The sequence below is a fragment of the Cupriavidus sp. 05L411 genome (genome assembly GCF_056398045.1).
This window is the reverse complement of sequence record NZ_JBFTOQ010000004.1, coordinates 89,064-114,338: the sequence shown is the minus strand read 5'-3', so window position 1 is coordinate 114,338 and position 25,275 is coordinate 89,064. Positions and strand designations below refer to the sequence as shown.

Annotated in this window: 28 protein-coding genes; 16 read left to right on the top strand and 12 right to left on the bottom strand. The window is 67.1% G+C overall.

Annotated elements, in window-relative coordinates:
* Positions 1-29: 29 nt before the first annotated feature.
* Positions 30-674, bottom strand: coding sequence for a response regulator (locus tag AC1DQR_RS06040; RefSeq protein WP_416048436.1), 645 nt, complete (start codon positions 672-674; stop codon positions 30-32).
* Positions 671-2,044 (bottom strand): PAS domain-containing sensor histidine kinase, encoded by a 1,374-nt coding sequence (locus AC1DQR_RS06035; protein ID WP_416048435.1) that lies wholly within the window; start codon positions 2,042-2,044, stop codon positions 671-673. Before AC1DQR_RS06035 ends, AC1DQR_RS06040 begins: the two co-directional genes overlap by 4 nt.
* A 273-nt stretch (positions 2,045-2,317) precedes the next feature.
* Here AC1DQR_RS06035 and AC1DQR_RS06030 point away from each other — a divergent pair, with 273 nt between their 5' ends.
* The 3 genes from AC1DQR_RS06030 to AC1DQR_RS06020 all read left to right on the top strand — a co-directional run bounded on the left by AC1DQR_RS06030 (position 2,318) and on the right by AC1DQR_RS06020 (position 4,225).
* Positions 2,318-2,749, top strand: coding sequence for a response regulator (locus tag AC1DQR_RS06030; protein WP_477132712.1), 432 nt, complete (start codon positions 2,318-2,320; stop codon positions 2,747-2,749).
* 114 nt (positions 2,750-2,863) lie between these two features.
* Positions 2,864-3,664, top strand: a complete 801-nt coding sequence (gene fnr, locus AC1DQR_RS06025) for a fumarate/nitrate reduction transcriptional regulator Fnr (protein ID WP_477132711.1) — start codon at positions 2,864-2,866, stop codon at positions 3,662-3,664.
* 279 nt (positions 3,665-3,943) lie between these two features.
* Entirely contained in the window at positions 3,944-4,225 is a 282-nt protein-coding gene (locus tag AC1DQR_RS06020; protein WP_174425406.1) for a DUF1488 family protein, read from the top strand.
* Here AC1DQR_RS06020 and AC1DQR_RS06015 read toward each other — a convergent pair.
* On the bottom strand, positions 4,222-4,512 hold the full coding sequence (locus AC1DQR_RS06015; protein ID WP_477132710.1) for a hypothetical protein: 291 nt from the start codon (positions 4,510-4,512) through the stop codon (positions 4,222-4,224). The two genes, AC1DQR_RS06020 and AC1DQR_RS06015, sit on opposite strands and share 4 nt — an antisense overlap.
* Positions 4,513-4,716: 204 nt before the next feature.
* Between AC1DQR_RS06015 and AC1DQR_RS06010 the strand changes: the two genes are divergently transcribed.
* Positions 4,717-6,300, top strand: coding sequence for a bifunctional aminoglycoside phosphotransferase/ATP-binding protein (locus AC1DQR_RS06010; RefSeq protein ID WP_477132709.1), 1,584 nt, complete (start codon positions 4,717-4,719; stop codon positions 6,298-6,300).
* Positions 6,301-6,325: 25 nt separating this feature from the next.
* Here the strand turns inward: AC1DQR_RS06010 and AC1DQR_RS06005 are convergent, their stop codons facing one another.
* From AC1DQR_RS06005 to AC1DQR_RS05995, 3 genes are read right to left on the bottom strand one after another with little or no spacing between them, the layout of a single operon-like run.
* On the bottom strand, positions 6,326-6,856 hold the full coding sequence (locus tag AC1DQR_RS06005) for a flavodoxin family protein (RefSeq protein WP_416048430.1): 531 nt from the start codon (positions 6,854-6,856) through the stop codon (positions 6,326-6,328).
* 10 nt (positions 6,857-6,866) lie between these two features.
* A complete protein-coding gene (locus tag AC1DQR_RS06000; RefSeq protein ID WP_477132708.1) occupies positions 6,867-7,472 on the bottom strand; it encodes a lipid-binding SYLF domain-containing protein in 606 nt (201 codons plus the stop codon).
* Positions 7,469-7,969: a universal stress protein gene (locus AC1DQR_RS05995; RefSeq protein WP_416048428.1), complete on the bottom strand. Its 501-nt coding sequence runs from the start codon at positions 7,967-7,969 to the stop codon at positions 7,469-7,471. The genes AC1DQR_RS06000 and AC1DQR_RS05995 overlap by 4 nt, the downstream gene beginning before the upstream one ends.
* 276 nt (positions 7,970-8,245) lie before the next feature.
* On the opposite strand from AC1DQR_RS05995, the gene AC1DQR_RS05990 reads away from it, so the two are divergent.
* From AC1DQR_RS05990 to AC1DQR_RS05975, 4 genes are all read left to right on the top strand, one after another.
* Positions 8,246-8,701: a universal stress protein gene (locus AC1DQR_RS05990; protein ID WP_477132707.1), complete on the top strand. Its 456-nt coding sequence runs from the start codon at positions 8,246-8,248 to the stop codon at positions 8,699-8,701.
* A gap of 115 nt (positions 8,702-8,816) precedes the next feature.
* Entirely contained in the window at positions 8,817-10,400 is a 1,584-nt protein-coding gene (locus tag AC1DQR_RS05985) for a L,D-transpeptidase family protein (protein ID WP_477132706.1), read from the top strand.
* A 29-nt stretch (positions 10,401-10,429) separates the two neighbouring features.
* Positions 10,430-10,990 (top strand): peptidoglycan L,D-endopeptidase MepK, encoded by a 561-nt coding sequence (gene mepK, locus AC1DQR_RS05980; RefSeq protein WP_416048425.1) that lies wholly within the window; start codon positions 10,430-10,432, stop codon positions 10,988-10,990.
* 308 nt (positions 10,991-11,298) lie between these two features.
* Positions 11,299-12,294 carry an AraC family transcriptional regulator gene (locus AC1DQR_RS05975; protein WP_416048424.1) on the top strand — a complete coding sequence of 332 codons (996 nt, stop codon included), beginning with the start codon at positions 11,299-11,301 and terminating at the stop codon, positions 12,292-12,294.
* Positions 12,295-12,327: 33 nt separating this feature from the next.
* Here AC1DQR_RS05975 and AC1DQR_RS05970 read toward each other — a convergent pair whose 3' ends face one another.
* From AC1DQR_RS05970 to AC1DQR_RS05950, 5 genes are all read right to left on the bottom strand, one after another.
* Complete coding sequence (locus AC1DQR_RS05970; RefSeq protein WP_477132705.1) at positions 12,328-13,101, bottom strand: DUF4410 domain-containing protein; 774 nt, start codon at positions 13,099-13,101, stop codon at positions 12,328-12,330.
* Between the two features lie 224 nt (positions 13,102-13,325).
* A complete protein-coding gene (locus AC1DQR_RS05965; RefSeq protein WP_477132704.1) occupies positions 13,326-14,717 on the bottom strand; it encodes an ATP-binding protein in 1,392 nt (463 codons plus the stop codon).
* The gene (locus AC1DQR_RS05960; RefSeq protein ID WP_477132703.1) at positions 14,717-15,430 is read right to left on the bottom strand and encodes a response regulator; all 714 of its coding nucleotides are present in this window, start codon (positions 15,428-15,430) and stop codon (positions 14,717-14,719) included. Before AC1DQR_RS05960 ends, AC1DQR_RS05965 begins: the two co-directional genes overlap by 1 nt.
* Before the next feature lie 46 nt (positions 15,431-15,476).
* Positions 15,477-15,770: an EF-hand domain-containing protein gene (locus AC1DQR_RS05955; protein ID WP_477132702.1), complete on the bottom strand. Its 294-nt coding sequence runs from the start codon at positions 15,768-15,770 to the stop codon at positions 15,477-15,479.
* Between the two features lie 130 nt (positions 15,771-15,900).
* Positions 15,901-16,857: a hypothetical protein gene (locus AC1DQR_RS05950; protein WP_416048420.1), complete on the bottom strand. Its 957-nt coding sequence runs from the start codon at positions 16,855-16,857 to the stop codon at positions 15,901-15,903.
* A 264-nt stretch (positions 16,858-17,121) separates the two neighbouring features.
* Between AC1DQR_RS05950 and AC1DQR_RS05945 the strand changes: the two genes are divergently transcribed.
* Positions 17,122-18,042, top strand: coding sequence for a sterol desaturase family protein (locus AC1DQR_RS05945; RefSeq protein WP_477132701.1), 921 nt, complete (start codon positions 17,122-17,124; stop codon positions 18,040-18,042).
* On the opposite strand, the gene AC1DQR_RS05940 is transcribed toward AC1DQR_RS05945, so the two are convergent.
* On the bottom strand, positions 18,032-19,045 hold the full coding sequence (locus tag AC1DQR_RS05940; RefSeq protein WP_477132700.1) for a serine hydrolase domain-containing protein: 1,014 nt from the start codon (positions 19,043-19,045) through the stop codon (positions 18,032-18,034). The two genes, AC1DQR_RS05945 and AC1DQR_RS05940, sit on opposite strands and share 11 nt — an antisense overlap.
* 247 nt (positions 19,046-19,292) lie before the next feature.
* Here AC1DQR_RS05940 and AC1DQR_RS05935 point away from each other — a divergent pair, with 247 nt between their 5' ends.
* From AC1DQR_RS05935 to AC1DQR_RS05905, 7 genes are all read left to right on the top strand, one after another.
* A complete protein-coding gene (locus tag AC1DQR_RS05935) occupies positions 19,293-20,348 on the top strand; it encodes a LacI family DNA-binding transcriptional regulator (protein ID WP_477132699.1) in 1,056 nt (351 codons plus the stop codon).
* A gap of 206 nt (positions 20,349-20,554) precedes the next feature.
* Positions 20,555-21,358 carry a transporter substrate-binding domain-containing protein gene (locus AC1DQR_RS05930; RefSeq protein ID WP_477132698.1) on the top strand — a complete coding sequence of 268 codons (804 nt, stop codon included), beginning with the start codon at positions 20,555-20,557 and terminating at the stop codon, positions 21,356-21,358.
* Positions 21,359-21,413: 55 nt separating this feature from the next.
* Complete coding sequence (locus tag AC1DQR_RS05925; RefSeq protein WP_416048416.1) at positions 21,414-22,172, top strand: amino acid ABC transporter permease; 759 nt, start codon at positions 21,414-21,416, stop codon at positions 22,170-22,172.
* Positions 22,169-22,819: an amino acid ABC transporter permease gene (locus AC1DQR_RS05920; protein ID WP_150985829.1), complete on the top strand. Its 651-nt coding sequence runs from the start codon at positions 22,169-22,171 to the stop codon at positions 22,817-22,819. Before AC1DQR_RS05925 ends, AC1DQR_RS05920 begins: the two co-directional genes overlap by 4 nt.
* Positions 22,806-23,540, top strand: a complete 735-nt coding sequence (locus AC1DQR_RS05915) for an amino acid ABC transporter ATP-binding protein (RefSeq protein ID WP_477132697.1) — start codon at positions 22,806-22,808, stop codon at positions 23,538-23,540. The genes AC1DQR_RS05920 and AC1DQR_RS05915 overlap by 14 nt, the downstream gene beginning before the upstream one ends.
* Positions 23,537-24,325: a sugar phosphate isomerase/epimerase family protein gene (locus AC1DQR_RS05910; protein ID WP_416048414.1), complete on the top strand. Its 789-nt coding sequence runs from the start codon at positions 23,537-23,539 to the stop codon at positions 24,323-24,325. Before AC1DQR_RS05915 ends, AC1DQR_RS05910 begins: the two co-directional genes overlap by 4 nt.
* On the top strand, positions 24,322-25,266 hold the full coding sequence (locus AC1DQR_RS05905) for a sugar kinase (protein ID WP_477132696.1): 945 nt from the start codon (positions 24,322-24,324) through the stop codon (positions 25,264-25,266). Before AC1DQR_RS05910 ends, AC1DQR_RS05905 begins: the two co-directional genes overlap by 4 nt.
* The last annotated feature ends 9 nt before the right edge of the window (positions 25,267-25,275 follow it).

Sequence of the window (25,275 nt, the reverse complement as noted above, 5' to 3'; positions counted from 1 at the left end):
AAGCGCGGGAAGCGCGGGAAGCGCAGGGACTAGATATCGCCTTCGCCAAACAGGCGATGCTGGATCGCATAGCGCACCAGCGCCGCCTCGCTGGGCAACCGCAGCTTTTCCATCAGCCGCATCTTGTAGGTGCTCACGGTCTTGGCGCTGACGCACAAGGCGGCGGCGATCTCGGTCAGCGGCTCGCCCAGCACCAGGCGGCGGTAGACTTCCATCTCGCGGTCCGACAGGCGCAGGTGGGGATCCTCCCGGTGCTCGTCCTGCAGGCTGTTGGCCAGCTTCTCGCCCATCGCGGCGCTCACGTAGGTGCCGCCCGCGGCGACCTTGCCGATGGCGCTGACCAGCTCCGTGGCCGCGCTTTCCTTGGTCAGGTAGCCCGCCGCCCCGGCCCGGAACGCACGCACTACGTACTGCTCCTCGGCGTGCATGGTCAGCACCAGAATACGCAGTTCGGGCTGCTCTACGCGCAATTGCCTGATCAGCTCCAGCCCGCTGCGCCCGGGCATGGAGAGGTCCAGCAGGATGACCCGGGCCTTGCAGTCGCGCGCCATCTGCAGCACGGCCGCGCCGTCCACCGCCTCACCCACCACCTCGAAGCCGCCCGCGCGGCTCAGGATGTGGCGCAGCCCGTCGCGCATCACGGCGTGGTCGTCGGCAATCATCACGGGAATCACGGGCTTGCCTCCTCGCTCGCGGTTGTGGCCGTGGCTGTGGCCGTGGCCAACGGAAAGCGCACAGTCAGGCAGAAGCCCTCACCAGGCGCTTGCCTTGTCGCTACGGCGCCGCCAAGCAGCCGTGCGCGCTCCCGGATCCCCACCAGCCCCAGCGATACCCGCTCGCCACCGGCAGGCTGCGCAGCGGCATTGCCGCGGCCATTGTCCCGTACGGTCAGCTCAAAATGGTCGTCCTGGCGAACCAGCTCGATATCGACCCGGTCGGCCTGGGCATGCTGCACGACATTGCTGAGCGCCTCCTGCACGATACGGAATACCGCGGTGGCCGCGTGCTCGCCGACGTCTTCCTCCTCGGCAGCATGGATGATGACATTGACGCCATAGCGGGCGGAGAACTCCTTTGCCAGCCATTCGATCGCCGGGATCAGGCCGAGCTCGTCCAGCAAAGCCGGGCGCAGGTCGGCGGCGATGCGCCGCACCGAAGCCACGGTTTCGTCGATGACCAGGTGCATGGCGGCGGCCTGGTCCAGCAAGGCAGGCGCCGTTCCGGCGTCCTTGAGGTCGCTGGCGAGGATAGCCAGGTCCATTTTCAGCGCGCTCAGGCGCTGGCCCAGGTCGTCGTGCAACTCGCGGGCGATACGGCGGCGTTCCTCTTCCCGCGACGCCTGGACCCGGTCGGAGAGCTGCTGGAGCTCCTCGCGCGACTGCCGCAAGGCCGTCTCCACCCTCACCCGCTCCGTGGTGTCCCGCAGGATGACGGTAAACAGCTTGCCGGCGCCGTCCTGCGTCTGGGAGATAGAGGCCTCGATGGGGAACTCCGTGCCGTCCTGGCGCAGCGCATGCAGTACCCGCTGCTGGCCCATCTGCCGGTCCGTGACCCCGGTGACGCCGAACCGGCGAACGTGTGCCTCATGCGCCACACGAAAGCGCACCGGAATCAGGTCCGCCAGAGGGCGGCCGGTCACCTGGGCGGAGGTGTACCCAAAAAGACGCTCCGCCGTGGGATTGAACAACACGATGCACTGCGCCTCGTCTACCGTGATGATCGCTTCCATCGACGAGCGGATGATCCCTGCCAGGCGAGCCTCGCTGTCCTGGATGCGCGCCAGGTTGTCTTCCCCCGCGCGCCGCAGCCGCCGCAGACGCACCAGCAGCAGGGAGAGCATCACGGCCACCGCCAGGCCCCAGGCGCCAAGCATCGGCGCGGCCAGGCCGCCTGGCCGGGGCGCAAGCACGGTAATGAACCACAGTGCCAGCAGCAGGAGCAGCACGAGCACGGCGCCGCCTGCGGCCAGTTCGCCAAGCGTGGCGTGAAGCGATGTCTTCGACGCGGAAGGCAAATTCGGTGAAGGAGGCTCGTTGGTCGCCATGGCTGGTCGCGAAGTGTTCCCGGAGGGTGGCAAGTCCTGCGTGGATCCCGCGAGGATCGCCGGAGGCTCTCCTGTAAAGGTAGCCGATTTGAGCGAAATGCACACGCCCTCTGTGATGTGTTCGCAATATAGCGAGGTGGGCGCAGCAGGTGCCATCGTCTGAATAACCGATGGCCTTTGTCAGGATTGCCTGACAGGGGCCTTCTCTTTTCCGACACCACTCTCAGCCACCGCTTCTTTCTGCCTGCCACGGCGCAAGCCATACTCGATTGCATGGATTCCATGACGCTTCCTGAACGCCTGACCGTCCTGCTGCTCGAGGACTCCGCCCTGATCGGCGCGCGGCAGACCAGGATGCTGAGATCGATCAAGGAAGTGGAACTGCTCGCCCTGGCCCGCGAGCCAGGTGCCGCACTGCTGGCCGCGCAGATCCTGCTGCCCGACATTGTCATCCTCAGCCTGAGCAGGTATGGCCGATCGGGGCTGAGCGCACTGCAGGGCCTGCGAAGAATGCGCCGCCAGGCGATCGTGGTCGTCCTGAGCAACTGCCCGGCGCCGCCAATGCGCTGTGCTTGCCTGCGGGCCGGGGCGTCGTACTTCTTCGACAAGACCATGGAATTCGACGCGTTGCGCAGCACCCTGCTGCGCCTTGCGGCGCAGAAGATAACCGCTCGGGCGGCGGCACCGGAACACACCGCTGCATAGTGCGCGCAGCCCTTTGCCCGGCATCGGCGGCAAACACGCCCGACAGCAGTGGCCATTCCGAGCGGCCAGGGGCAAGAGATAAAAGACCAGAGACCAGAGACAAAGGAATCAGCCATGTCAGCGTACCTGCAACAGCAAGCGAAAGCGCCTGCGGCGATGCCCCAGGCCTTTCACAGCCCCCAATTGCTGGATTTCCTGCCCCTGGAACCCACCCCGCCGGCCACGGTGTCCCACAAGGCAAATTGCTCAAGCTGCGCCATGCGCGCCATCTGCATGGGTGGCAGCCTGAACGATGCGGATCGCTCCAGGCTCGATGCCGTGATCCACAACTGGCGCATGGTCCGGCGCGGCGAAGCGCTCTACCGCGCCGGCGACGCCTTTCAAAGCATCTACGCGCTGCGTTCCGGATCGTTCAAGACGGTGTTGGCGCACCAGAACGGCTGCGAGCAGGTCAGCGGCTTCTTCCTCACCGGCGAGACGCTCGGGCTGGATGGCATCTGCACGGAGCACCATGCCTGCGACGCCATCGCCCTGGAAGACAGCGCGGTGTGCGTCATTCCCTTCCATCTGCTAGAAGCGCTCTGCCGCGAAATGCGCTCGCTGCAGCAGCACGTACACCGCATGCTAAGCAGCGAGATCGTGCGCGAATCGGGCGTGATGCTGCTGCTCGCCAGCTTGTGCGCGGAGCAGCGCGTGGCGGCATTCCTGCTCAATATCTCGGCGCGCCAGCATGCGCGCGGCTACTCCCGGCGCGACCTCGCGCTGCGCATGACACGCGAAGAAATCGGCAGCTACCTGGGCATGAAGCTTGAGACCGTCAGCCGCACCTTGTCGCGCTTCCAGCGCGACGGCCTCATCGAGGTCAAGGGCAAACGCGTGACCCTGCTGGATCTTGACGCGCTGGACCGCATCTAGGCGGGCGCCGTTGCGCAAGCCGCCCCTGCCAGCCTTGCGGAAGCAGTGAGCGCGCGGCCCACCATCTTGCGCGCCTGATTGACGTTGGCTTGACGTTGATCAGGAAACGCGCACGGTTCGGCTTGCAGCTGCAACCGTAGTGCCTAGACTGGCAGAAAGCTGCCGCGGCGTGCCCGCGGCGCTCGCCTTTCCCGTGCTCCGCCTTGCACTTCATTGCGCCTGCCTGTTTGCGCCGTCCTCTTTGCACCTTCCTTGTTTCTCTTCCCGGGGGTCGATGCCATGACCATCAAGATCGTCTTTGCAAAAACCATCCCCTCGTATCGCCCGGCTGATCTCTGTCTCGAGTGCGCTGCCAGCGTCGACGGCATCCCGGCCAGCTACGCGATCACGGCGGAGGCACTGGAAGACCACTTCGGTGCGCGTTCGTACCGGCCGGACGACCTCATCCAAGCCTTCGAAGGGCACCGCGAGGATATCGAATGCGTGGCGCAGCAACTGTTTGAAATGACCGCGGCTCACCACATAGTGCTGCACAGCGGTCATTTCCGTTTCGCGCTCTAGACCTGGCTGTGCGCCGCCTGGCGCGGCGCCTCGATGGCAACGGCACCGGCTGCCAGCAACGGATCGAACGAATCGAACGAATCGAACGGATCGAACGGATCGGACAGGCACATGGCATTCCAGGCATGCATCGAGGCGGCGGGCGCGACCGTGTCGGCCTTGGGCCTGGGCGGCCGCCACCACTCGGGTCCCGGCGCGCAGCCAGCACAAAGCATGGCCGCCAGGCAAGCCGCAAGGCCGCGCCGGCGCACGCAGCCGCCCGTGGCACCTTGGTTGGAAACTGTCATCTTCATCGCCGCCTCCGGTTGCCGGCGCTTGCTGGCACCGGCTTGTCACGCCCGTGGCCTGCCGCGCCGAATCCTCGTTCCGCTTCAATATAGGCGCGTGGTTGCCGCTCGGCTTGATCCGCATCAAGCTAACTTCCGGGCACGCGCATAGCATGGGTACATGACCTGTCCGATCGGGGAGACAGGCACCTGGGAGAGCGCGGCATGGAACCAGCGGCACTCACGCAAGCGTTGATGCGACCCGCGGCTTACCCGCATCCGGTGGGCGAGGTCAGCCTCATCGAGACGCACATCTCGCAAGTCTTCCTTGCCGGGCCCTTTGCCTACAAGGTGCGCAAGCCCGTGCGCCTGGACTTCGTCGACTTCGGCACGCTGGCCGCCCGCGAGGCGGATTGCCAGGCCGAACTCGAACTGAATCGCAGGATGGCGGCGGCGCTCTACCTCGGCGTGGTGCCGATCGTGGCGGGACCCGGCCCCGGGGAGGTCCGGGTAGGCGGTACTGGCCAAGCGCTGGAGTACGCGGTAAAGATGCGCCGCTTCCGCCAGCAAGACCTGTTCTGCGCGATGGCGCAGACGAACCGGCTAACCGGCACCCATGTCGAGACGCTGGCCCGCCGGCTTGCCGCGATCCACCTGGCTGCGCCGGTTGCCAGCGGCGGCACGGGGCATGGCACGCCGGCACGGATCGCGGCGGTGGCGCAACAAGCCATGGCGGGCGTTGCCGCCCTTGCCTCGGGCACCGGCGCGGCGCAACGCATGGCGGCGCTGCTGCGCGAGCGGGCCCTGGCGCTGCAACCGGCATTTGCCAAGCGGCTGGCAAGCGGCCATGTCAGGGAGTGCCACGGCGACCTGCACCTTGGCAATATCGCCTTGATCGACGGCGAGCCCACGCCATTCGATTGCCTGGAGTTCGATGCCGGGCTACGCTGGATCGACACCATCAGCGATACCGCCTTTGTTTTCATGGATCTGCTCCATGCCAGCCGGCAAGACCTGGCCTACCGGCTGATCAATACCTATCTGGAGTGCAGCGGCGACTATGCCGGCCTGGCGATATTGCCGTTCTACACGGCGCTGCGCGCCGTGGTGCGCGCCCGCGTGCTGCTCGAGCGGGCCCGCCAGCGCAGCGCGGCGGGAACCGGCACCGCTGCGGAAATGGCGGCGGCGCAGATGCGCTGCAACGATCTGCTCGCGCTGGCCAGCGCCGCGCTGACGCGCAATCCGGGCGCGATCACCATCATGCATGGCCTCTCGGGCAGCGGCAAAAGCACCGTTGCCCACCAGCTGGCGCTGGCCGCGGCCATGGTGCGCGTGCGCGCCGATGTGGAGCGCAAACGCCTTGCGCTTGCACATGGCAAACAACATGGCAATCAACGTGGCAATCAACTGGGCGATCAACTTGCCGATACACCTGGCAATCCGGCCGCGCACGGCGACCTTTACACGGCGCAACGCACCGCCCGCGTCTACCGGCGGCTGCTGGCAATCTGCCGGCTAGGCAGTGGCGCCGGATTCCCCATGATTGCCGATGCGACCTTCCTCGCGCGCGCCGAGCGGCGGCGTTTCGCGTCGCTGGCCGCGCGCCGGGGCGCTGGCTTTTCCATCGTCGACTGCCATGCGGGCCTGGCCACCCTGCGCGAACGGATCGTCACGCGCGCGCGCCAGGGCGGCGATCCTTCAGAGGCGGATCTTCAGGTGCTGGAGTGGCAGCGGCGCGCGCAGGAGCCATTGGGCAGCGACGAATGGCGCCATGTGGTGCGCATAGGCGAGACCGTCCTGTCCGGCTGATGGCGGTGCGTGGAACCTTGCCCGCTCAGGCTTCCTTGGGCGATAGCCATGCTGGCCGCTGCGCGGCGCCGCTCTGGCCGTTGGCGGCTTCCACCTGCTCGGCAAAAGCGCGCAGGGCCTGCATTGCCGCCCCGCTGGCCACATCGGCCTGGCGCAGCGCCAGTACCGGCGACGGCGGCTCCGTGGCCAGGCGGGCGATCTCCTCTGCCGCCCGGAAAGCGCCTTGCCGGGCCATCACGCAGATCACCGACGTCTTGCAGGCCAGTGGCATGTGGTCGCGCAGGAAGCTGCGCATGGGCGCAGCCAGGTGGCCGACCCAGATGGGCGCGACGATGACGAGCCGCTGGCAATCGTCCAGCGCCGGGCCGGCGTAGCGGTAGCCTACATGCCTCTGCAACAAGATATCCAGCACGCAGCGCGCATCGCCCAGCAAGCCGGCGCGGCTGGCCTGGTCGCCGACTTCCGCCAGCGGCCAGCCGGATTGCGCCGCCAGTTCTTCCGCGGCCTGGCGCGCCGTGCCGGTGCGCGAGTAATAAACGATCAGGATCTTTTCCATCGATGGCTCCTCAGCTCTCGATCCGGGTTATCCGCGTGCCGACCAGCGACAGGCTGATCATGATGCCGCCGTTGGTCAGCACGAAGCCCACAATRTCGCCYCGCACGGTGTTGCTATCYACGCTGGCACCGATGCCCAGGCTCAGGACGGACACCGACCCGTCCACGCCCACGGTCCAGCCCTGGCTGGCACGGAAGCGTTCCAGCGCCTGCCCGGTCAGGAACACCAGCACCATGGCCCTGGATGCCATGCCCGCCTGCGCCCCGAGCGAGGCGCCAATCAGCCGGTAGTAGGCCTTGTCCCCGCCTGCGCCACGCATCATGCCGTCGCCCTGCTCCACGCCCGCCACCGCGCCGCCGGCGAGCACATCGGGAAAGACCAGCACGCCGCTGGCCTTGTCCACCAAGGCCCGCGCGCCGGGGTTGCGCGCAGTCAGGCGCGCCAGCACGGCTTCGCAGCGTGCATCGAGCTCGTCGGCATCCAGCACGCGCTTGTCGGCGGCTGAACCCGCCCACGCGGCCGCGTGCAGGCCTGCTGTGCAGCACAGCACGGCGGCCCCGGCGAGCGCCCGGCATGCCAGGCGCCGCCTGGCGGCAGCCGGCAACATGGAGGTCATGGCCTCACCGGCGCGCCTGATGCCGGCTTTGCGCCGGCGCTCGGCTCAGCCTGTGGCGCGTGCACCAGCAGTACCGGCTGGCGGCATTGCCGGACCAGCGCTTCGGCTACGCTGCCCATCAGCAGGCGCCGCACGCCGCGCCGACCGTGCGTGCCCAGCACCAGCAACTCCGCCCCGGTCTGCTGCGCCACCTGCTCGATCGCGTTCGCCACGTCGCCCAGCGCCAGTGCTTCATCCACCATCAGCGTCTTGCATGCCACCTGCGCAGCCGCCGCCTTGGCCTTGGCTTCGTCCAGCAGGATCTGCCCGCCTTCGAGCAGGCCGGCACGCAGGTCTGTCAGGTCGATGTAGCCGACCTCGTACCTGAGGTAGCTGTTATCGATCACATGCACCACGGTGAGTTCCGAGCGCATCGCGGCGGCCAGGCGCAGAGCCTCCTCCAGCGCCCGATCGGCGGACTCGCTGCCATCCACGGCAACCAGGATCTTGCTATACATCTTGTACCTCCCGCTAAAAAAAGACAGGCGCCGCAGCTTGCAGCCGACGCTTCCAGTTTGTACGCCCGGGCAAGCGTGGTGTTGATGCAGATCATGGCATTCGCTGCTTTCCCGGGCACCGCGCCGTTTGCGCGCGTTGCGTGCATCGTCCAGGTGGCTTGACGTGCATCAATACGCCCCGCGCCCAGCCCTCTAAGCTGCTGATGGAAGCCGCTCCCATGCGCGCTTTCCTATCGACATTGCAACATGGCGACATCCAGCCAGGAGGCACGGACCATGTACCAGAGAATATTGCTCGCGGTGGACGGCAGCCGCTCTTCGGAACTTGCCCTGAGCCAGGCCATCACGGTGGCCAAGGCGACCGGCAGCGAGGTAAAGGTGCTCTTCGTGGCGGACGACAACGATATCTTCTTCACGGCGGGCAGCTACGACCCCCACAAACTGATGGAAGGCATCCTGGCCGCGGGACGCGATGCGCTGGCAGCGGCCGCCACGCGCCTGGCGGATGCCGGCATCCCGCATTCGACGCTGATCCTCGAGAAGCCCGTTTCCCCCGGGCAGATCTCCGCCACGATCGTGGAGCAAGCCGACCACTGGAATGCGGACCTGATCGTGATCGGCACGCATGGCCGCCGCGGCTTCCGGCGCCTGGTCATGGGCAGCGTGTCCGAAGGCGTGGTGCACAAGAGCAACAAGCCGGTGCTGATGGTGCGCAGCGAGATCGAGGAATGAGGGCGCCCCGAGAACGACGCGTTGAACGACACGTTGAACGACGGGCTGAACGACGGGAATCATGCCGGCGGCGGGCGGGTTGATGCGAGGCGCTTCCCGGATCCGACGCAACGGCGTGGCCACGCCTCGGGTTCTCGCCGGCCTGCTGGCTGCATGGGCCTTGAGTTGCCATGGGCTCGCGCTGGCCGCGCTGGCCGCGCCAGCGGCGCTCTGGTTTTCGCAGGGCCATCCCAATGCCCAGGCCTGGCAGGCCGCCGGCATCCTCGACGGCGCCACGGCCGACGGGCTGGAACCCCGCGATTATGATGCCGACGGCCTGCGCCGCGCGCTGGGCCAGGCCGCGGAAGGGCCGCCGCTGGCGCCCGAAGCCGCCGCCTCGCTTGACGAGAGGCTGACAACGGCGATGCAGCGCTATCTCGCCGACCTGCACGGCGGCCGGGTCGATCCCGGCACGATCCACGAGAAATTTGCCCCGGCGCCGGACCGGCAGTTCGATCCGTCGCGCCTCCTGCGCGCAGCCATCGCCGGGCAGGACCTGCCCGAGGCAGTCCGGCAGGCGGCGCCTTCGTTCCCGCTCTACGCAAGCCTGCGCGCGGCGCTTTCACGCTACCGCGCGCTGGCGGGCCACCCGGCCTGGCAGGCACCGCTGCCGCCGCTGCCCGGCAGGAAGCTGGTGCCCGGGCAGGCCTACGCCGGGCTGCCGGTGCTGGCGCAGCGCCTGATCGCGCTAGGCGACCTGCCCGCCGCCACGCCAGTCCCGGAACGCTACCAAGGCGAACTGGTGGAGGGCATCAAGGCGTTCCAGGTCCGCCACGGGCTGGAGGCGGATGGCGCCATCGGCGCGGGCACGTTCGCGCAACTGAACGCGCCGCTCGCCGACCGCGTACGGCAGATCGAACTGACGCTGGAGCGCGTGCGCTGGACGCCCCTGCTGGAGGGCCCGCGCATGATCGTGGTCAACGTGCCGGAGTTCGTGTTGCGCGCCTACGAAATCCACGGCGGGGCCATCCAGGTCAAGGCGGAAATGAAAGTGATCGTGGGCAAGGCGCTCGATACGCGCACGCCGCTGTTCAAGGAGGACATGCGCTTCATCGAGTTCAGCCCTTACTGGAACGTGCCGCCGTCCATCGCGCGCGCGGAAACCGTGCCCCGGCTGCGCCGCGATCCCGGCTACTTCGAGCGGCAAGGCTTCGAGTTCGTCAGTGGCGAGGGCAAGGTGATCACTACCCTGTCGGCCGCCAGCCTGGATGCCGTCCAGCGCGGCCAGTTGCGCATACGGCAACGCCCGGGGCCGATGAATGCGCTTGGCGACATCAAGTTCGTCTTCCCCAACAACGAGAACATCTACCTGCATCACACGCCCACCCCGCAACTGTTCGCGCGGGACCGGCGCGACCTGAGCCATGGCTGCATCCGTGTCGAGGCGCCGGTGACGCTGGCTGGCTTCGTGCTGCAGGACACGCCCGGCTGGACGGAGGCGCGCATCCGCGAGGCCATGGAGAAGGGAGAATCCAGCACGCTGCGGCTGCGCCAGCCCTTGCCGGTGGTGCTTGCCTACGGCACGGCCATCGTCAAGGCTGACGCTCGCGTCTACTTCTTCCCGGATATCTATGGGCTGGACCGCGTGCTCGACGAGGCGCTGCGGCAACGGTCCGCCCGCCTGCGGGCTTCCGCCTTGGCCAGCACGCAGGCAAGATAGGGCAATTGCACCAAAGGGGAGTGCTTTCGATGACCAAACCGCCCAGCGATCCTCGCCGCCTGTTCCTGCGGCACACCGGCGGGCTTGTGCTGGCTGGCGCGCTGCTGCCGTTGCCGGCCCGGGCCGCGCTGGCCAGCTTGCCCGATGCCCGCAGCTTGTCCTTCGAGCACACCCACACCGGCGAGCGCATCGCCTTGGTCTACGCCGTCGGCGATCAGTTCGTGCCCGAGTCGCTGGCCGCGCTCAATCGCTTCCTGCGCGATCACTACTCGGGCCAGGTCGGCGTGATCGATCCGCAACTGTTCGCGCTGCTTTACCGCCTGAGGCAAACGCTGTGCTGCGAGGCCCCCTTCCAGGTCATCTCCGGCTATCGCAGCCCCGCCACCAATGCGCGGCTGCGCAAGACGCGCGGTGGCGGCGTGGCCAGCCATAGCCTGCATATGGACGGCAAGGCCATCGATATCCGCCTGCCCGGCGTTGCGCTGTCCGACCTGCGCGACGCCGCGCTCTCGCTGCGCGCCGGCGGCGTGGGCTTCTATCCGCAGGAGCAGTTCGTGCATGCGGATACGGGCCGGGTGCGGGATTGGTAGGCAAGGCGCCGTTGAAGACCATCGGCAGGCTCCGGCCAAGCTCCCGCATCCGGGTTTTCCCCATCGGCGGCCCCCCTAGCCTGGGCGGCCCGGACAAGTTATGCTCTTGGCCGCATATTAGCCCGCACGGGGTGGGCTAGCGCTCAATCGACAATCCCCCGGCACCGGGCGGGCATATCTGGAAGGAAATCAGCCATGCGCACCCCTGCACGAACAATCTCTTGCCCGCGCGCATGCCGCTAAGCCGGTTGTTGTTGCCTCCAGAGCCGCCCGCGCTAGCGCCCGGCATCGCGCACAGCAGTTTCAGCGTGCAAGGCGACGCCCGCCAGAGCTTGCTGGCCTGGCAGGAGCGGATGAGCCCGGTCTACGATATCCGGCCTGCCACGGCGCAAGGCGAGCAGACCTTCGAAGCCTCGCTGTCTCGCTACTCCATCGACGATCTGAGCTTCTTCGACATCCGCACCAGCCCCAATCTGGCCGAGCGCTCGTTGGGGCGCGTGTCGACAGAGAACATTCGCGACATTACCTTCAGCGTGTTCCTGGAAGGCGCGCCCGCCCAATTCCTGGGCGGCAAGCCAGGGATAAGCGCGCCGCAGTGGCACGGCGTGCCAAGCATCCTCGCGCTGGACATGGACCAGCCGTGCACCATCCGGAGTTTTCATGGCCGCATGCTGCTGTTTTTCGTGCCGCGCGCCTTGGTGGAAATGGCCTTCCCCGATGCCGCCTCGCTGCATGGCCGCCTGGTTGAGGCCACCACACCGCTGATGCGGGTGCTGATCTCGCATCTGGTGGCACTGAATCGACAAATCGTAGGCCTGTGCAAAGAGGAAGCCGACCGGGCATTTCGCACCGCGGTCGAACTGCTGGCCGCTGCGTTCAGCCGGCACGCGGGGCTCTCCGGCAACGCCCGCGCAGCGGTGCGGGCGGCGGTGTACGGACAGGTGCGGCGTTATGTCGAGGCCAATCTGCATGACCCCGACCTGACCCCAGACAGCGTGCTGCAATCGCTGCATCTGTCGCGCGCCAGCGTGTACCGCCTGTTCATGCATGAAGGTGGCCTGGCCGCCTATATCCGCAGCCGCAGGCTGCGGGCGGCGGCCGATGAACTGGTGCGCTTTCCCGACATGGCGGTGCAAGACATTGCCTCAGGGCTCGGTTTCAACAATGCATCGAGCTTTACGCGCGCCTTTCGCCGCGCCTACGACATCGCGCCGCAGGAATTGCACAGCTATGCCCCGCTGCTACAGCGCGAACAGGCAAGGCTACAGCGCCATGCACCCTGGCGCGCGGCGGGATTCAGGTAGGAATCCGTTCAAGGCACTGCCCCTCGCGCCTCGTCACTCCACCGGCGCCGCCGACATCCACCCGTTTGCGGCGTTCGCCGCCACGACCTGCTTCGCGATCGAATCGCCCAGGCGCCGGGCATCCGCGGAGATACTGTCGCGCTTGACCTCGGACACGCCATGCAAGCCCGCGCCGGCGGCTGCGGACATCGCGAGATGGCCGGCGGCGGCACCGACGCCGGCGGTTTCAGCCACGCCCGGCATGTGGCCGCTGTTGGCCTCGGCCGCGAAACGCTGCAGCGGCATGGGCGCGCCGTCCGCCGGCTTGTACAGGATCCGGACCGACGCGCCGACCTCGCTCTTGCCTGCGCCAAGGCCGATCAGCAAGCGGCGCCGACGCTTGCCCTCGTCAATCTTCTGGATGCTTCCCTCGACGATCAGCGCATTGCTGTGCGCGGGCGCGGGGCCGTCCGCGCGTACCGCGCGCAGTCCCTGGGACTGCAGCTGGCGCACGATTTCATCGGACACCTGCTCGCTCGCTTCGCGCGCCGCCTGGCTCTGCTCGCTGGCCGCGGACCCGCCGGCGACCATCGTCTTGAGCTTCTGAGCCATGCCGCTGTCCAGTTTCACCTGATCCGGGCTGGCATCGAAGGCTTGCACATAGATGATGTCCGCCTGCACCTGCACCTGTGCCTGAGGCATGGCGCTGGCCTGAGTCACGCCGGTGACGCCCCAGGCGCAGCCCGCCATCAAGAGCGATCCTGCCGCCAATGCCGTCATCGCCAGACGCGTGGCGTTGTGCTTTAGGAGTGGGTATGAAGTCCGCATGTTGTTCCTGTCATCGGCACCATCGCGCCGCCGATTGCCGCCGATTGCCGAATAATTGCCGAGAAGATGTCGCCGACAATCATTCGATCCACAGGATCAGAAACCATCGGAGATCACGCCTGCTTGCGTGCGGCTCATCTGCTATCGCTGTGAGCCGCAACCCGCAGACGCAAGTATGGGAGGAACCGGCTGCGCGCGCCATGCAGGAAATATGTCGCACGATGTCATGCTTGCGTCGCGCCCGGGCGTATGGAATGCGCGGCTTCGCCTGACGCCGATGGCCGGTGCAGCGGCAACGCCACCACCGCTTCCAGCCCCCCGCCCTCGCGGGCGCGGAACTGCAGGGAGCCGCCGTGCAGGCGCGCAATGCGCTCCACGATCGCCAGGCCCAGGCCGGTGCCGCCCGAATGGCCGCGCGCGTTGCTGCCGCGGCTAAAGGGCGCCTTGAGCTGCTCCAGCTCCTGCGCGCTGATGCCGCTGCCCCGGTCGCACACGGCAGCATAGGCCGTATCGCCCTCGGCCCAGGTGCGCACGAACAAGCCGGTTCGTCCGTAGACGACCGCGTTGTGCATCAGGTTCATCAGCAGCCGCATCAGGCTCACCGGCCGGAACGAAAGCGCCGGCACGCTGCCGAGCGAAAGCTCGAACTCATGCCCAAGCCCGGCATAATCCGCGGCAAGCTGGCTAACGAGCGCATTGAGGTCGCCAGGCTGGGGCACCTCGCGTTCGCCACTGCCCGCGTAGTCCATGAACTGCTGGAGGATCGTGTCGATCTGATCGAGATAGCCCTCCGCCGATGCCACGAACTGATCGGCGGCGCCGCGCGGCATTGCCATGGCCATCGCCAGACGCAGCTTGGTGAGCGGCGTGCGGATATCGTGCGACACGCCGGCCAGCATCAGCGCGCGCGTCGCCTCCGCCTGCTGCAATGCCTGCGTCATCTGGTTGAACGCGCTGCTCACCTGGGCGATTTCCGTCGGCCCGCTGGTGGGCAGAGGCACGGGGGCTTCGCCGGCGCTGACGTGGCGTGCCGCGCGCGCCAGATCCTGTAGCGGACGATTGATGTGCAGCTGGATCAGGTAGCCCGTGAGCGCCGCGAGCAACGCGAAGGCCGCCGACAGCGCCAGCGCGGTGGTGACGCCGCTCGCCTGCGCGTCTTCGGTCATCGGCAAGGCGATCCATTGGGGCACGCCATCCACGTGTACGCGAATCCATAGTTGCTCCCCTTCCCCCTCCCTCTCGCCGTTCCCCGTCTGCCATCGCACCGCCATGTCCGGCGGCAGATAGCGCTGCAATGCCTCCATGAAGACGTCGCGCTGGTAGGTACGAAAGAAGTGGAGCGGACTGGCATGCGGCGCCTCTACGCCTTGCTCCGGCGGCTGCGCCTGCGCCCCGAGCCGTGCCGCCGCCGCGCGGCCCTGCTCGGGCGGCATGGCGGCAAAGACGCGGTCGAGCGTCTTCACGTAGTCGGAAAAGATGATCGCCGCACGCTCGATGTGCGGGCGCTGCACGAAATGCAGCAACACGGTGAGCGCGCTGACCTGGGTCAGCGCCACGAGCGCCACCAGCAGGGCGATGTTGCGCGCGAGCAGCGAGCGGGGCAGCGCGAGCCGCATCACGGCCCGACGCCGGCGACCAGCATGTAGCCGACGCCCCACACGGTCTTGATGAAGCGCGGCTTGGACGGATCGTCTTCGACGATCTGGCGCAACCGCAGGATCTGTACGTCGATGCTGCGGTCAAGGGCGTCATGGTCGCGGCCCCGGGCGCGCGCCAGCAGGTTCTCGCGGCTCACCGGGCGGTTTGGCGATGACCCTAGCGCGTGCAGCAGCAGCATCTGCGCGGAGTGCACTTCGACCAGCTCACCGCCGCGCTCCAGCGTCTGCTTGCCGACATCGAATGCGAAATCGCCGAAGCGCAAGGTCTGCGAGGTCACGGTCGGATCTCCAGCCGCCATCTTCTGCCGGCGCAGCAGCGCGCGGATCCGTGCCACCAGTTCGTCCGGGAGGAATGGCTTGGCGAGATAGTCGTCGGCGCCGGTCTCAAGCCCGACCACCCTGTCGACCGGATCGCCTTTCGCGGTCAGCATCAGGATGGGCAGCGTCTGCCCTTCGGCGCGCAGCCGGCGGCAAATGGCCAGGCCATCTTCCGGTTCCATCATCAGGTCCAGCACGAGCAAGTCGTACGGCTCGCGCTGCAGGTAGCGGTCAAGCCGCTTGCCATCGGCGACCGCGCGCACCTGGAAGCCGTGCCCGGTCAGGAACCGTTGCAGCATGTTGCGCAGCTCGGCCTCATCATCGAGCACGATAATCCTGTTCACCTGCTCCATGGCGCGTCTCCGGCAAGGATCGCGAATCGCCTGAGATCAGCGGTGATCAGCGGGCCATTGCCTTCTGTCTCATGAACCCCTCGATCTGCGCCAACGTGATGTATCCGGCCTGCTGCGTGTCGATCTCGTCGAAGTGGCTGGCGACCATCGGCATGCCCGCCGCCGCTTGTTCCCGGGTCAGCTTGCCGTCACGCGTCGTGTTGGCATTGGCGAAGCGCATCTGCAATTGCTGCATCGCACGTTCCACCCGCGCGCTGCCGCCCGCTGGCGGCGCGACGCTCTGCGCGGATGCGCCTGCAGAAACAATACACAAAATCAAAACCGCGATCATCTGCTTCATGGTGTTCTCCGTGGTGTAGCCGACATTCGATGCCGGTGGGGGGTAATCGATCCGCATCGATCCGCATCGATCCGCATCAATCCGCATCAATCCGCATCGATCCGGAACAATCAGATAGGGCTGATGGCTGTCAGGCCCAGTGCGCAGGCACCCAGACGCGGCCGACCCAATGTCCGGGCACCATGACCGCCGCACGCGGCGCCCGTGCCACGTAGACGGCACGCGGCGCGACATACACAAGCCGCGGCGGCGGGGGCGGCGCAACCACCACCACCTTGGGCGCCGGCGGGGCGACGTAGACCGCCTTCGGGGGCTGCGCGGGCGGCAGGTAGACAGGCGTGGGCTGCACATAGGCCACCGGAGGCGGCGGCACATAAGCCACTGGCGCGGGCGTGACGACCACAGGCGCGGTGCCAACCGCCACGATGGCGCCCACGGTGGTCACCGTGCCGCCGGTCGTGACCGTGCCTGCGGTCGTCACCGTGCCGCCATGCACCACCGTCGTGCCGCCGCCCGTCGTCACGACACCCGGCGCCACGCGCGTCGCGGTGCCCGAGTGGGTGACGGTGCCGCCGTCCGCGCCGGTCACCGTCCCCGCACGGGCGCACGTCGCGCCAGCGCAAGTGGTCGCTGCCGCGTGGCTGACCGTGTTGCCGTTCGAGCCGGTGATCGTGCCCGACGATGAATACTGGCCCGGCGCGTCACGCGTCACGCTGCCCGCCGTGGAGGCAGTCTGGCCGTTTGGCCCGGTGAGGTTGCCCGTGTGCGAGCAGGTGCCGCCGGCGCAACTGGTGTCGCCAGCGTGCTGTACCGAGCGGCCGTTGGGCCCGGTCGCCGTGCCCGAGTTGGAGAACTGCCCCGGCGCGGTACGGGTCACCGTGCCGGTATTCGTCGCGATCCCGCCGTAGGGGCCGGCGACGCCACCGGCGTGCGAACAGCTTGCGCCTGCGCATGAACCGGCATGCGCGCCGTTGTAGACGCCGTGCGGCGTGTAGGCCGTGCCGTGGCCCGACCAGCCAGCGAAGGCCGGGGTGCTGGCGAGGAGGATCAGCGACGCAGCCGCTGTGACAACGTGATGGCGTTTCATGGGATGTCCTTCGGGTTCGGGTTCGGGTCAGGTCACGCACTGCGGCCTGGCAACGGGACGAACTATAGGACGAGGGTGCGAAACATTCGCCATGGAAAACATGTCGCGGTGTTACACCGGCCGGGCAGACGGATCGGCTGACATCGGGCGACATATTTTCCGTCTGGTTCTGCCGGCGGCCGCCCACTACAGTGGCCCAACCCGACGCGACGGCGGTCACTGCCGCAGACGACGCGTCCCACCTCAACCTGTTCCGCGCCCATCATGCACACCACTGGAAACATCGCGCTCTATGTCGCGTTAGCCACGTCGTTCATCGTCGCCGTCTCGCTGATCGAGGCGTTCGTGCTGACCCGAAAACTGCGCAACAGCGCCGCGCCGTTCGACTGGAATGAAACATGGCTGTCTCTGGCCGACCTGGCAGGCGGCAAGCTGTTCGCGCTGCTGCCGCTCTCGCTGGCAACGCCGATCCTTGCCTTCGCCTGGGATCATCGCCTCTTTACCGTCACGATCAACAGCGCGCTGATGGCGCTGCTGCTGTTTGCCGGCCAGGAGTTCTGCTATTACTGGTATCACCGCGCGTCGCATCGCATCCGCTTTTTCTGGGCCACGCATGCGGTCCATCACTCGCCGAACCAGTTGACGCTGTCGTCCGCCTACCGGCTTGGCTGGACCAGCAAGCTGAGCGGCTCGGCGATGTTCTTCGCGCCGCTCGTCTGGCTTGGCGTGCGCCCTGAGGTCGTGCTCGCCACGCTGATGTTCAACCTGCTGTATCAGTTCTGGCTACATAACACGTGGATGCCCAAGCTCGGCTGGCTCGAATACGTGTTCAACACGCCGTCGGCGCATCGCGTGCACCACGCGTCGAATGCCAATTACCTGGATGCCAACTACGGCGGCGTGCTGATCGTGTTCGATCGCCTGTTCGGCACCTACGTCGAGGAACGCGCCGACGAACCGTGCCGTTACGGCCTGGTGACGCCGACGCGCACGCGCAACCCGCTCGTCAATCAGTTCGAGCACTGGGTCAGCCTTGCGCGGGATATCGCGTCGGCGGGCAATGCATGGACCGCCATCCGTTACGTGATGCTGCCGCCCGGCTGGCGCGCGGACGGCACTGGTGAAACCACGGAGAACCTGCGCCAGCGCCACTACGCCGCGCCACGGCCTGCGTCTACTCGCTGACCCCGTGCGCTAGCCAACGAACCGCAGGGTGTTCACCGGGCAGCGCCGCGTGGGCGGCATCCTCCATCAGCCGCAAGCCGGTGTTGCTGTTGGTGAGCAGCACGACGCCCGCGCGCTGCTCGGTGCTGCCCATCACGAATGCCCTCACGCCTTGCATCTTGCCCCACTGGAAAAACGTGCCCCGGCTGGGCTCGACGCCCCACCCCAGCCCCCAGCCGATGTCCGGCTCCGTGGCAGCCGGTGCGCCATCGAGGTAGACGATTTCTCCTTTTGGCACCATGACGCTCGCCGTCAGCCATTGTTGCCAAGTCGATGCACTGAGCCTGTCGCCCCGGAGCACGGCGGCAACAAAGGCGCCGTAGTCGCCGGCCGTGGTTTGCAGCGAATAGGAGGCGCTCGCCGCGGGCGGGCGATGCACGTCGAGCCGCTGCGCCGCTTCATGCGGGTTGGCCGCATTCGCGAGGAACCGATCCTGCCACTCCAGGCTCGATGAGCGCATCCCGAGCGGCTCGAACACCAGGCGCCGCAGGATCGCTTCCAGGGTTTCCCCTGTTTTTGCCTCGACGGCGGACTGCAGAAAAATGAACCCCAGGCTGGAGTAGCTGAACCATGCGCCAGGAGGAAAGTGCAGCCGCAGCGGATTCTTGTCGCGCAGGTTCTGCAGGCCACAGGTATGCGTGAGCACGTGGCGCATGGTGATGCGCGCCGAGGCCGCATCGTCCGGCACGATCGGCTGGGCCGGGCGCGACAGCGGCTCGTCAAGATCCAGCACGCCGGCGTCGACAAGCTGCAGCAAGGCGTACGAGACGATCGGCTTGGTGAGCGATGCCGCGCCGAACACGGTGCTGGCATCCACCGGCTCGGCGGTGTCGTGGTTCCTCACGCCGGCGGCGGCCACCTCGATCGAGTCCTCGCGCACGTGCGCCAGGCAGGCGCCGGTGACGGATTTGTCCTTCAGGAGATGCGCAAGGCGCATGTCCAGCGACGGCGTTCCATAGCCCATGTTGCCTCACTCTGATAGCAAGGCCCACATTATCGCGCAGGTGCGGCCCGGGCCTCTTCCGCACAGCGCATGATCGCCTCGGCCAGCACCTCGCGCGGATACGCGTTCTGCGTGACGAACAGCGCGACGCAAACACGATTGGCATGCCCGTCACGACCCCGCGAATCTGCGCGAAGGCCGGCGTGCTGGCAAGACAGGTACGCACGATGCATAATCCTGAAACTGGTTTCACCGAGACCAACTTCCCATGCCACGCACTGTGACACAAGCCAAGTCCAACCTGAAGCCCGCAGAGAAACTCACCATCCAGGACGTTGCCAACCATGCGGGCGTCTCGAAAGCAACGGTATCGCGCTACCTGAACCGGGGCGGCGAGCAGTTGTCCGCCGACGTGGAGGCACGCGTGGCCGCGGCCGTGCGCGCGCTGGGCTATAGCCCGAGTCCCATGGCGCAGGCGCTCAAGCGCGGCAAGTCGCGCCTGATCGGGCTGGTGGTGGCGGACGTTTCCAACTCGTTCTCGGTGGCCGTGCTGCGTGGTGTGGAGAAGGCCTGCCGCGACGCTGGCTATATGGTGATGCTGTTCAACCTGGGCAATGACGAGCAACTGGAGCGCGAAGCCATTCGCTCACTGTCGGCCTACCGGGTCGAGGGCTTCATCCTGCATACGCTGGGCCACGACGCCGGCGCCCTTGCCGATGCCGCGCAACTGGGCAAGCCGGTCGTGCTGGTCGACCGCAAGGTCGGCGACGCGGAAGTCGACCTGGTGGCCCTGGATAACCTTTCCGCGGTCCACGAGGCTGCCGGCCACCTGCTCGAAGCCGGCTACCGGCGCCTGCTCTTCATCAGCGAGCCGATCAAGGCCATCAGCTCGCGCAACGAGCGGGCCCGGGCCTTCCAGAACTTCATCGCGGAACACGCCGACTCGCTTGGCGGCAGCGTGTTCGAAGCCCGTACCGGTGACGACGCCGCCCTGGACGAAGCGCTGCGCGCCCTGCGCCGCGACGCCGGCAAGGCGCCGGTAGCGGTGCTGGCGGCCAATGCGGTGATCTCGCTGCGCGTGGCCGCCGCCGCTGCCAGGCTGGGGTGGCAGTTGGGCACCGACCTCGGCCTGATCGGGTTCGATGATCCGGAATGGGCTGCCCTGATCGGCCCCGGCCTGAGCACCATTTCCCAGCCGACCGACGATATCGGACGCGCCGCCACCAACTGCCTGATCGAGCGCCTGCAAGGCGCGCAGCTTGCGCCGCGCCAGGTCCTGTTGCCAGGCACCCTGGTCAAGCGTGGGTCGACGCGCCGCGGCTGACAGGAACCCGACAGTGGTTCCTGGCGACGCGACGGCGTAACGAGCGCCACCCTCCCCCTCGCTCCATCCCCTGTTCCACCCGTAAGGGTTTCCACTGCTGGAGTTCTGAAACCGGTTTCCTATAATCCTGAAACCGGTTTCAGAACCGTACTTGCCGATCGCTGCGACGCCAGCGACGCTTTCCACAGAACGTGCAGGAGACATTGATGACTATCCAACGCTTGTTGCGCCAGATTGCGGCGCCCGTGCTCACGCTGCTGGTCCTGGCCAGTGCCTCGGCCGGCGTCCAGGCACAGACCGTCGCCGAGATCGTCAAGAGGGGCAAGGTCACCATCGGCGTGGTGACGGGCGCGCCGCCCTTCGGCACCACGGACGCCACCGGCAAGCCAGCCGGCTACGATGTCGACGTGGCCAACCTGTTGGGCAAGTACCTCGGCGTGCCGGTCGATATCGTGCCGCTCACCTCTCCCAGCCGCATTCCGGCGCTGGAAGCCGGCAAGGTCGATTTCCTGGTCGCCACCCTGGCGCCGACGCCCGAGCGGGCGCGGGCCATCATGTTCAGCTCGCCCTACAGCGCGTTCGAGCTGACCATCTTCGCGCCGGTCGCGGCCAAGTACGCCAAGCTGGCTGAGCTTGGGAAGAAGAAGGTTGGCGTGACGCGCGGCACCACGCAGGACACGGCACTGACCCGCCTGGCGGTGCCCGGCATGAGCATCGTCCGCTTCGAGGACGACGCCACCTGCGCGCAGGCGCTGATCAGCAACCAGGTCGAAGCCATTGCCCTGMCCAGCACCACCGGCAACGAGATCATGAAGGCACGCGGCGCCGGCAAGTTCGATGCCAAGTTCGCGTTCTCCGTGCAACCGAACTCGATGGCCGTGCGCAAGGACGCCTTCGAGCTGCGCCAGTGGCTCAACACCACCATCTCCTACGTCAAGCTCAATGGCGAACTCGACGCCATTGCGCAGAAGTGGACCGGCAAGGCGCTGCCCGCGCTGCAAACGTTCTGACCCCGGCACGTCCGACGTTGCGCGCGGGCGTCAGCCTGCGCGCCAGGAGACCCGCATGAACTATCAATTTGAATGGAGCCCGGTGCTGTCGCAGCTGGACCGCTTTGCGGACGGCGCAGCCATGACGCTGGCGCTCAGCTTTGGCTCGATCCTGCTTGGCACCCTGGTCGGTACCGCCGGCGCCATCGCGGCAGCGTTTGGCGGCCCCTGGCTCCAGCGCGCCGCCAGGGTATACGTCGAGGCGATCCGCAACACGCCCTTCCTGATCCAGCTCTTCATCATCTTCTTCGGCTTGCCTACCATCGGCCTGCAGATCGATGCCATCACCGCCGCGGTGATTGCCATGACGGTCAACCTCGGCGCCTACTCGACCGAGATCATCCGGGCCGGCTTGCAGGCGGTTCACCGTTCGCAGCTCGAAGCCGCCGCCGCGCTGGGCATGACGCGCTGGCAGTTGATCCGCCACGTCGCCCTGGTGCCGGCCTTCGAGAAAGTCTATCCGGCGCTGACCAGCCAGTTCACGCTGATGATGCTGACCTCGAGCGTGGTGTCGGCGATCTCGGTGGAAGAGCTCACGGCGGTCGCCAGCCAGATCGATTCGCAGACCTTCCGCACCTTCGAGAGCTACATCCTTGTCATGTTCATCTACATCGGGCTGGCACTGCTCTTGCGCGCCATGTTTGCCCTGATCGGCAATCTGGTGTTCAGGCGCCGCCGCGTGGTGGCGCGCGCCAGGAAGGCAGCGCGCACTGCCCGCGTTGCGCCCCTGGCGCAGGCGGCGCTGACGCCGGCTGTTGCAGGGAGCGCGAAATGATCACCGAGTTCTCCTGGAATCATCTTGAAATCCTGCTCCTGGCAGCACGCTGGACGCTGTGGGTGACCTTGCTGGCCTTCGTCGGCGGCACGCTGGCCGGCTTCCTGGTGGCGCTGGGGCGGACCTCCAGAAGCGCCCTGCTGCGCCTCGCCAGCACGGTCTATATCCAGATCGTGCAAGGCACGCCGGTGCTGATCGTGCTGTTCCTGAGCTACTACGGTCTCTCCGTGCTCGGGCTCAAGCTGTCGCCGATGGTCGCGGCCATGCTGGCGATGTCGATCTACGCCAGCGCTTACCTTGGCGAGATCTGGCGGGGCTGCATCGAGGCCGTACCGCAAGGGCAGTGGGAGGCCAGCGAGGCGCTCGCCCTCACCCGCTGGCAGCAACTGCGCCATGTCGTGCTGCCGCAGGCCGTGCGGCTGGCCCTGCCGCCCACGGTGGGCTTCTCGGTCCAGCTGGTCAAGAACACCTCGATCACTTCCATCATCGGCGTCATCGAACTCACGCGCGCCGGCCAGCTGATCAACAACGCGACCTTCCAGCCCTTCGCGGTCTTCGTCGTCGTCGCACTTATCTACTTCGCGCTTTGCTTCCCGCTTTCATCGGCAGCCAGGCGCATGGAAAGGAGGCTCCATGCCCATCGTTGAAGCACAAGGCGTGCACAAATCCTATGGCCCCGTCGAAGTCCTGAAGGGCGTATCGTTTGCCATCGAGCCGGGCCAGGTGGTCGCCATCATCGGCCGCAGCGGCTCCGGCAAGAGCACCATGCTGCGCTGCCTGAACGGCCTGGAAACCATCAACGCCGGCAATATCACGGTCGCCGGGCACAAGCTGGATCACGACAGGAAGCGGCTGCTCGACCTGCGCCGCGACGTAGGCATGGTGTTCCAGAGCTACAACCTCTTTCCTCACCTGACGGTGGGCGAGAACATTGCGCTGGCGCCTGCCATCGTCAAGAAGATGGCCACGGGCAAGATCGACGGCATCGTCGACCAGGTGCTGGCCCAGGTCGGCCTGCAGGACAAGAGGGACTGCTACCCCGAGCAGCTYTCSGGCGGMCARCAGCAGCGCGYGGCSATCGCSCGYTCGCTSGCMATGGAACCCAAGGTGATGCTGTTCGACGAAGTGACCTCCGCGCTCGATCCGGAGCTGACGGCGGAGGTGCTGCGCGTCATGGAAAACCTGGCCGCTTCCGGCATGACCATGGTGCTGGTGACGCATGAGATGGAGTTCGCGCGCCGCATGGCCCATACCACCATCTTCATGCACCAGGGCAAGGTGCACGAAGCGGGCCCGTCAAAGGCGCTGTTCGCGCAGCCACGCACACCGGAACTGCAGCAATTCCTCAGCGCGGGAGCCCTGAAATGAACCAGCGGCGACAAGATGGTTCTTTCCAGCCGCCGGTGCTGATCTCGCTCACGGCCTATGGCGCGGACCTGGCCCAACGCGACGGGCAGGCGGCGCTGGCGCGGATTGCCGCGGCGGCCGGGGCCGACGGCGTGGAATACCGCGGCGAACTCCAGCGCGGACACAAGGATGAAGTCAGAGAGCAGCGCGCGGTCGCTGAACAGCATGGGCTAAGCGTGGTCTGGTCTAGCCCCGAAGGCCTCTGGAGCGAAACCGGCAGCCTCGATCTCGCCGCGCTCGATCGCGCCTTCACGACCGCGCTGGCGCTCGGTGCCGGCCGCGTCAAGATGTCGCTGGGTGGCTATCGCCAAGGCACGGCACTTGAAGGATTGCTCCCGTGGCTGCGGCACGGCGGCATCGAGCTCGTCGTGGAAAACGACCAGACCGCCAGCGCCGGCACCGTACCGCCGCTGCGCGACTTCTTCGCGCGTGCCACGGCACTCGGCAAGACGGTGCCGATGACCTTCGATATGGGCAACTGGCACTGGACGGGCGAAGATCCGCTCGACGCCGCGCAGGTCTTCGCCGCCCAGGTGGGCTATGTGCACTGCAAAGGCGTGCTGCGCATGCCCGCCAAGTGGATCGCGGTGCCGCCAGACCAATCGGCCGCGCCATGGCGCAGCGTATTGCGCCGCCTGCCCGCCGGCGTTGCGCGCGCCATTGAGTTTCCGCTGCAAGGGGAAGACCTGGTACAGGTCACGCGCAACCATGTCGAACTACTGCGTTCAGTGGAGATTCCCGCATGAGCCCCGATCTGGATGTGGTGACACTGGGCGAGGCAATGCTGATGCTGGTGGCCGGTGAAGCCGGGCCGCTCGAAGGCGTGCAGACCTTCCACAAGCGCACTGCCGGCGCCGAGACCAATGTGGCCATCGGCCTGTCGCGCCTGGGCCTGAAGGTCGGATGGGCCAGCCGCCTGGGCGAGGATTCGATGGCGCGCTACCTGCTCGGTGAAATGCGGCGCGAAGGTGTGGATTGCAGCCAGGTGGTGTGCGAGCCCGGCGAGCGCACCGGATTTCAGTTCAAGGGACGGGTCGACGACGGCAGCGATCCACCCGTGGAATATCACCGCCGCGGCTCGGCCGCAAGCCGCATGAATCCGGGGCATCTGGACGACGAGTGGCTACGGCGCTCACGGCACCTGCACGTCACCGGCGTGTTTCCCGCACTGGCCGAAGGCACGCAGGCCGCCACGCGCCAGGCCATCGCCACCATGCGGGCTGCCGGCCGCACGATCTCGTTCGATCCCAATCTGCGCCCCGCGTTGTGGGCCACGCCCGAGTTGATGCGCGAGACGTTGAACGATCTGGCCCAACAGTGCGACTGGGTGCTGCCCGGCATCGAGGAAGGCCGCTTCCTGACCGGCCATGCCGAGCCCGAACGCATTGCCGCCTTTTACCGTGGGCGCGGCGCCAGGCTGGTAGTCGTGAAGCTGGGCGCGGAAGGCGCCTACTTCGATGGCGAAGCCGGCACCGGCCATGTCCCGGCGTTCAGCGTCGAGCGTGTCGTCGACACCGTCGGCGCCGGAGACGGCTTTGCCGTGGGCGTCATCAGCGCGCTGCTGGAAGGCCGGCCGGTGGCCGATGCCGTCCGGCGCGGCGCATGGATCGGCGCGCGGGCGGTGCAGGTGCGCGGCGATACCGAAGGCCTGCCGACCCATGCCCTGCTGGCGGCCAGCAACCTGTGAAGTCACAGC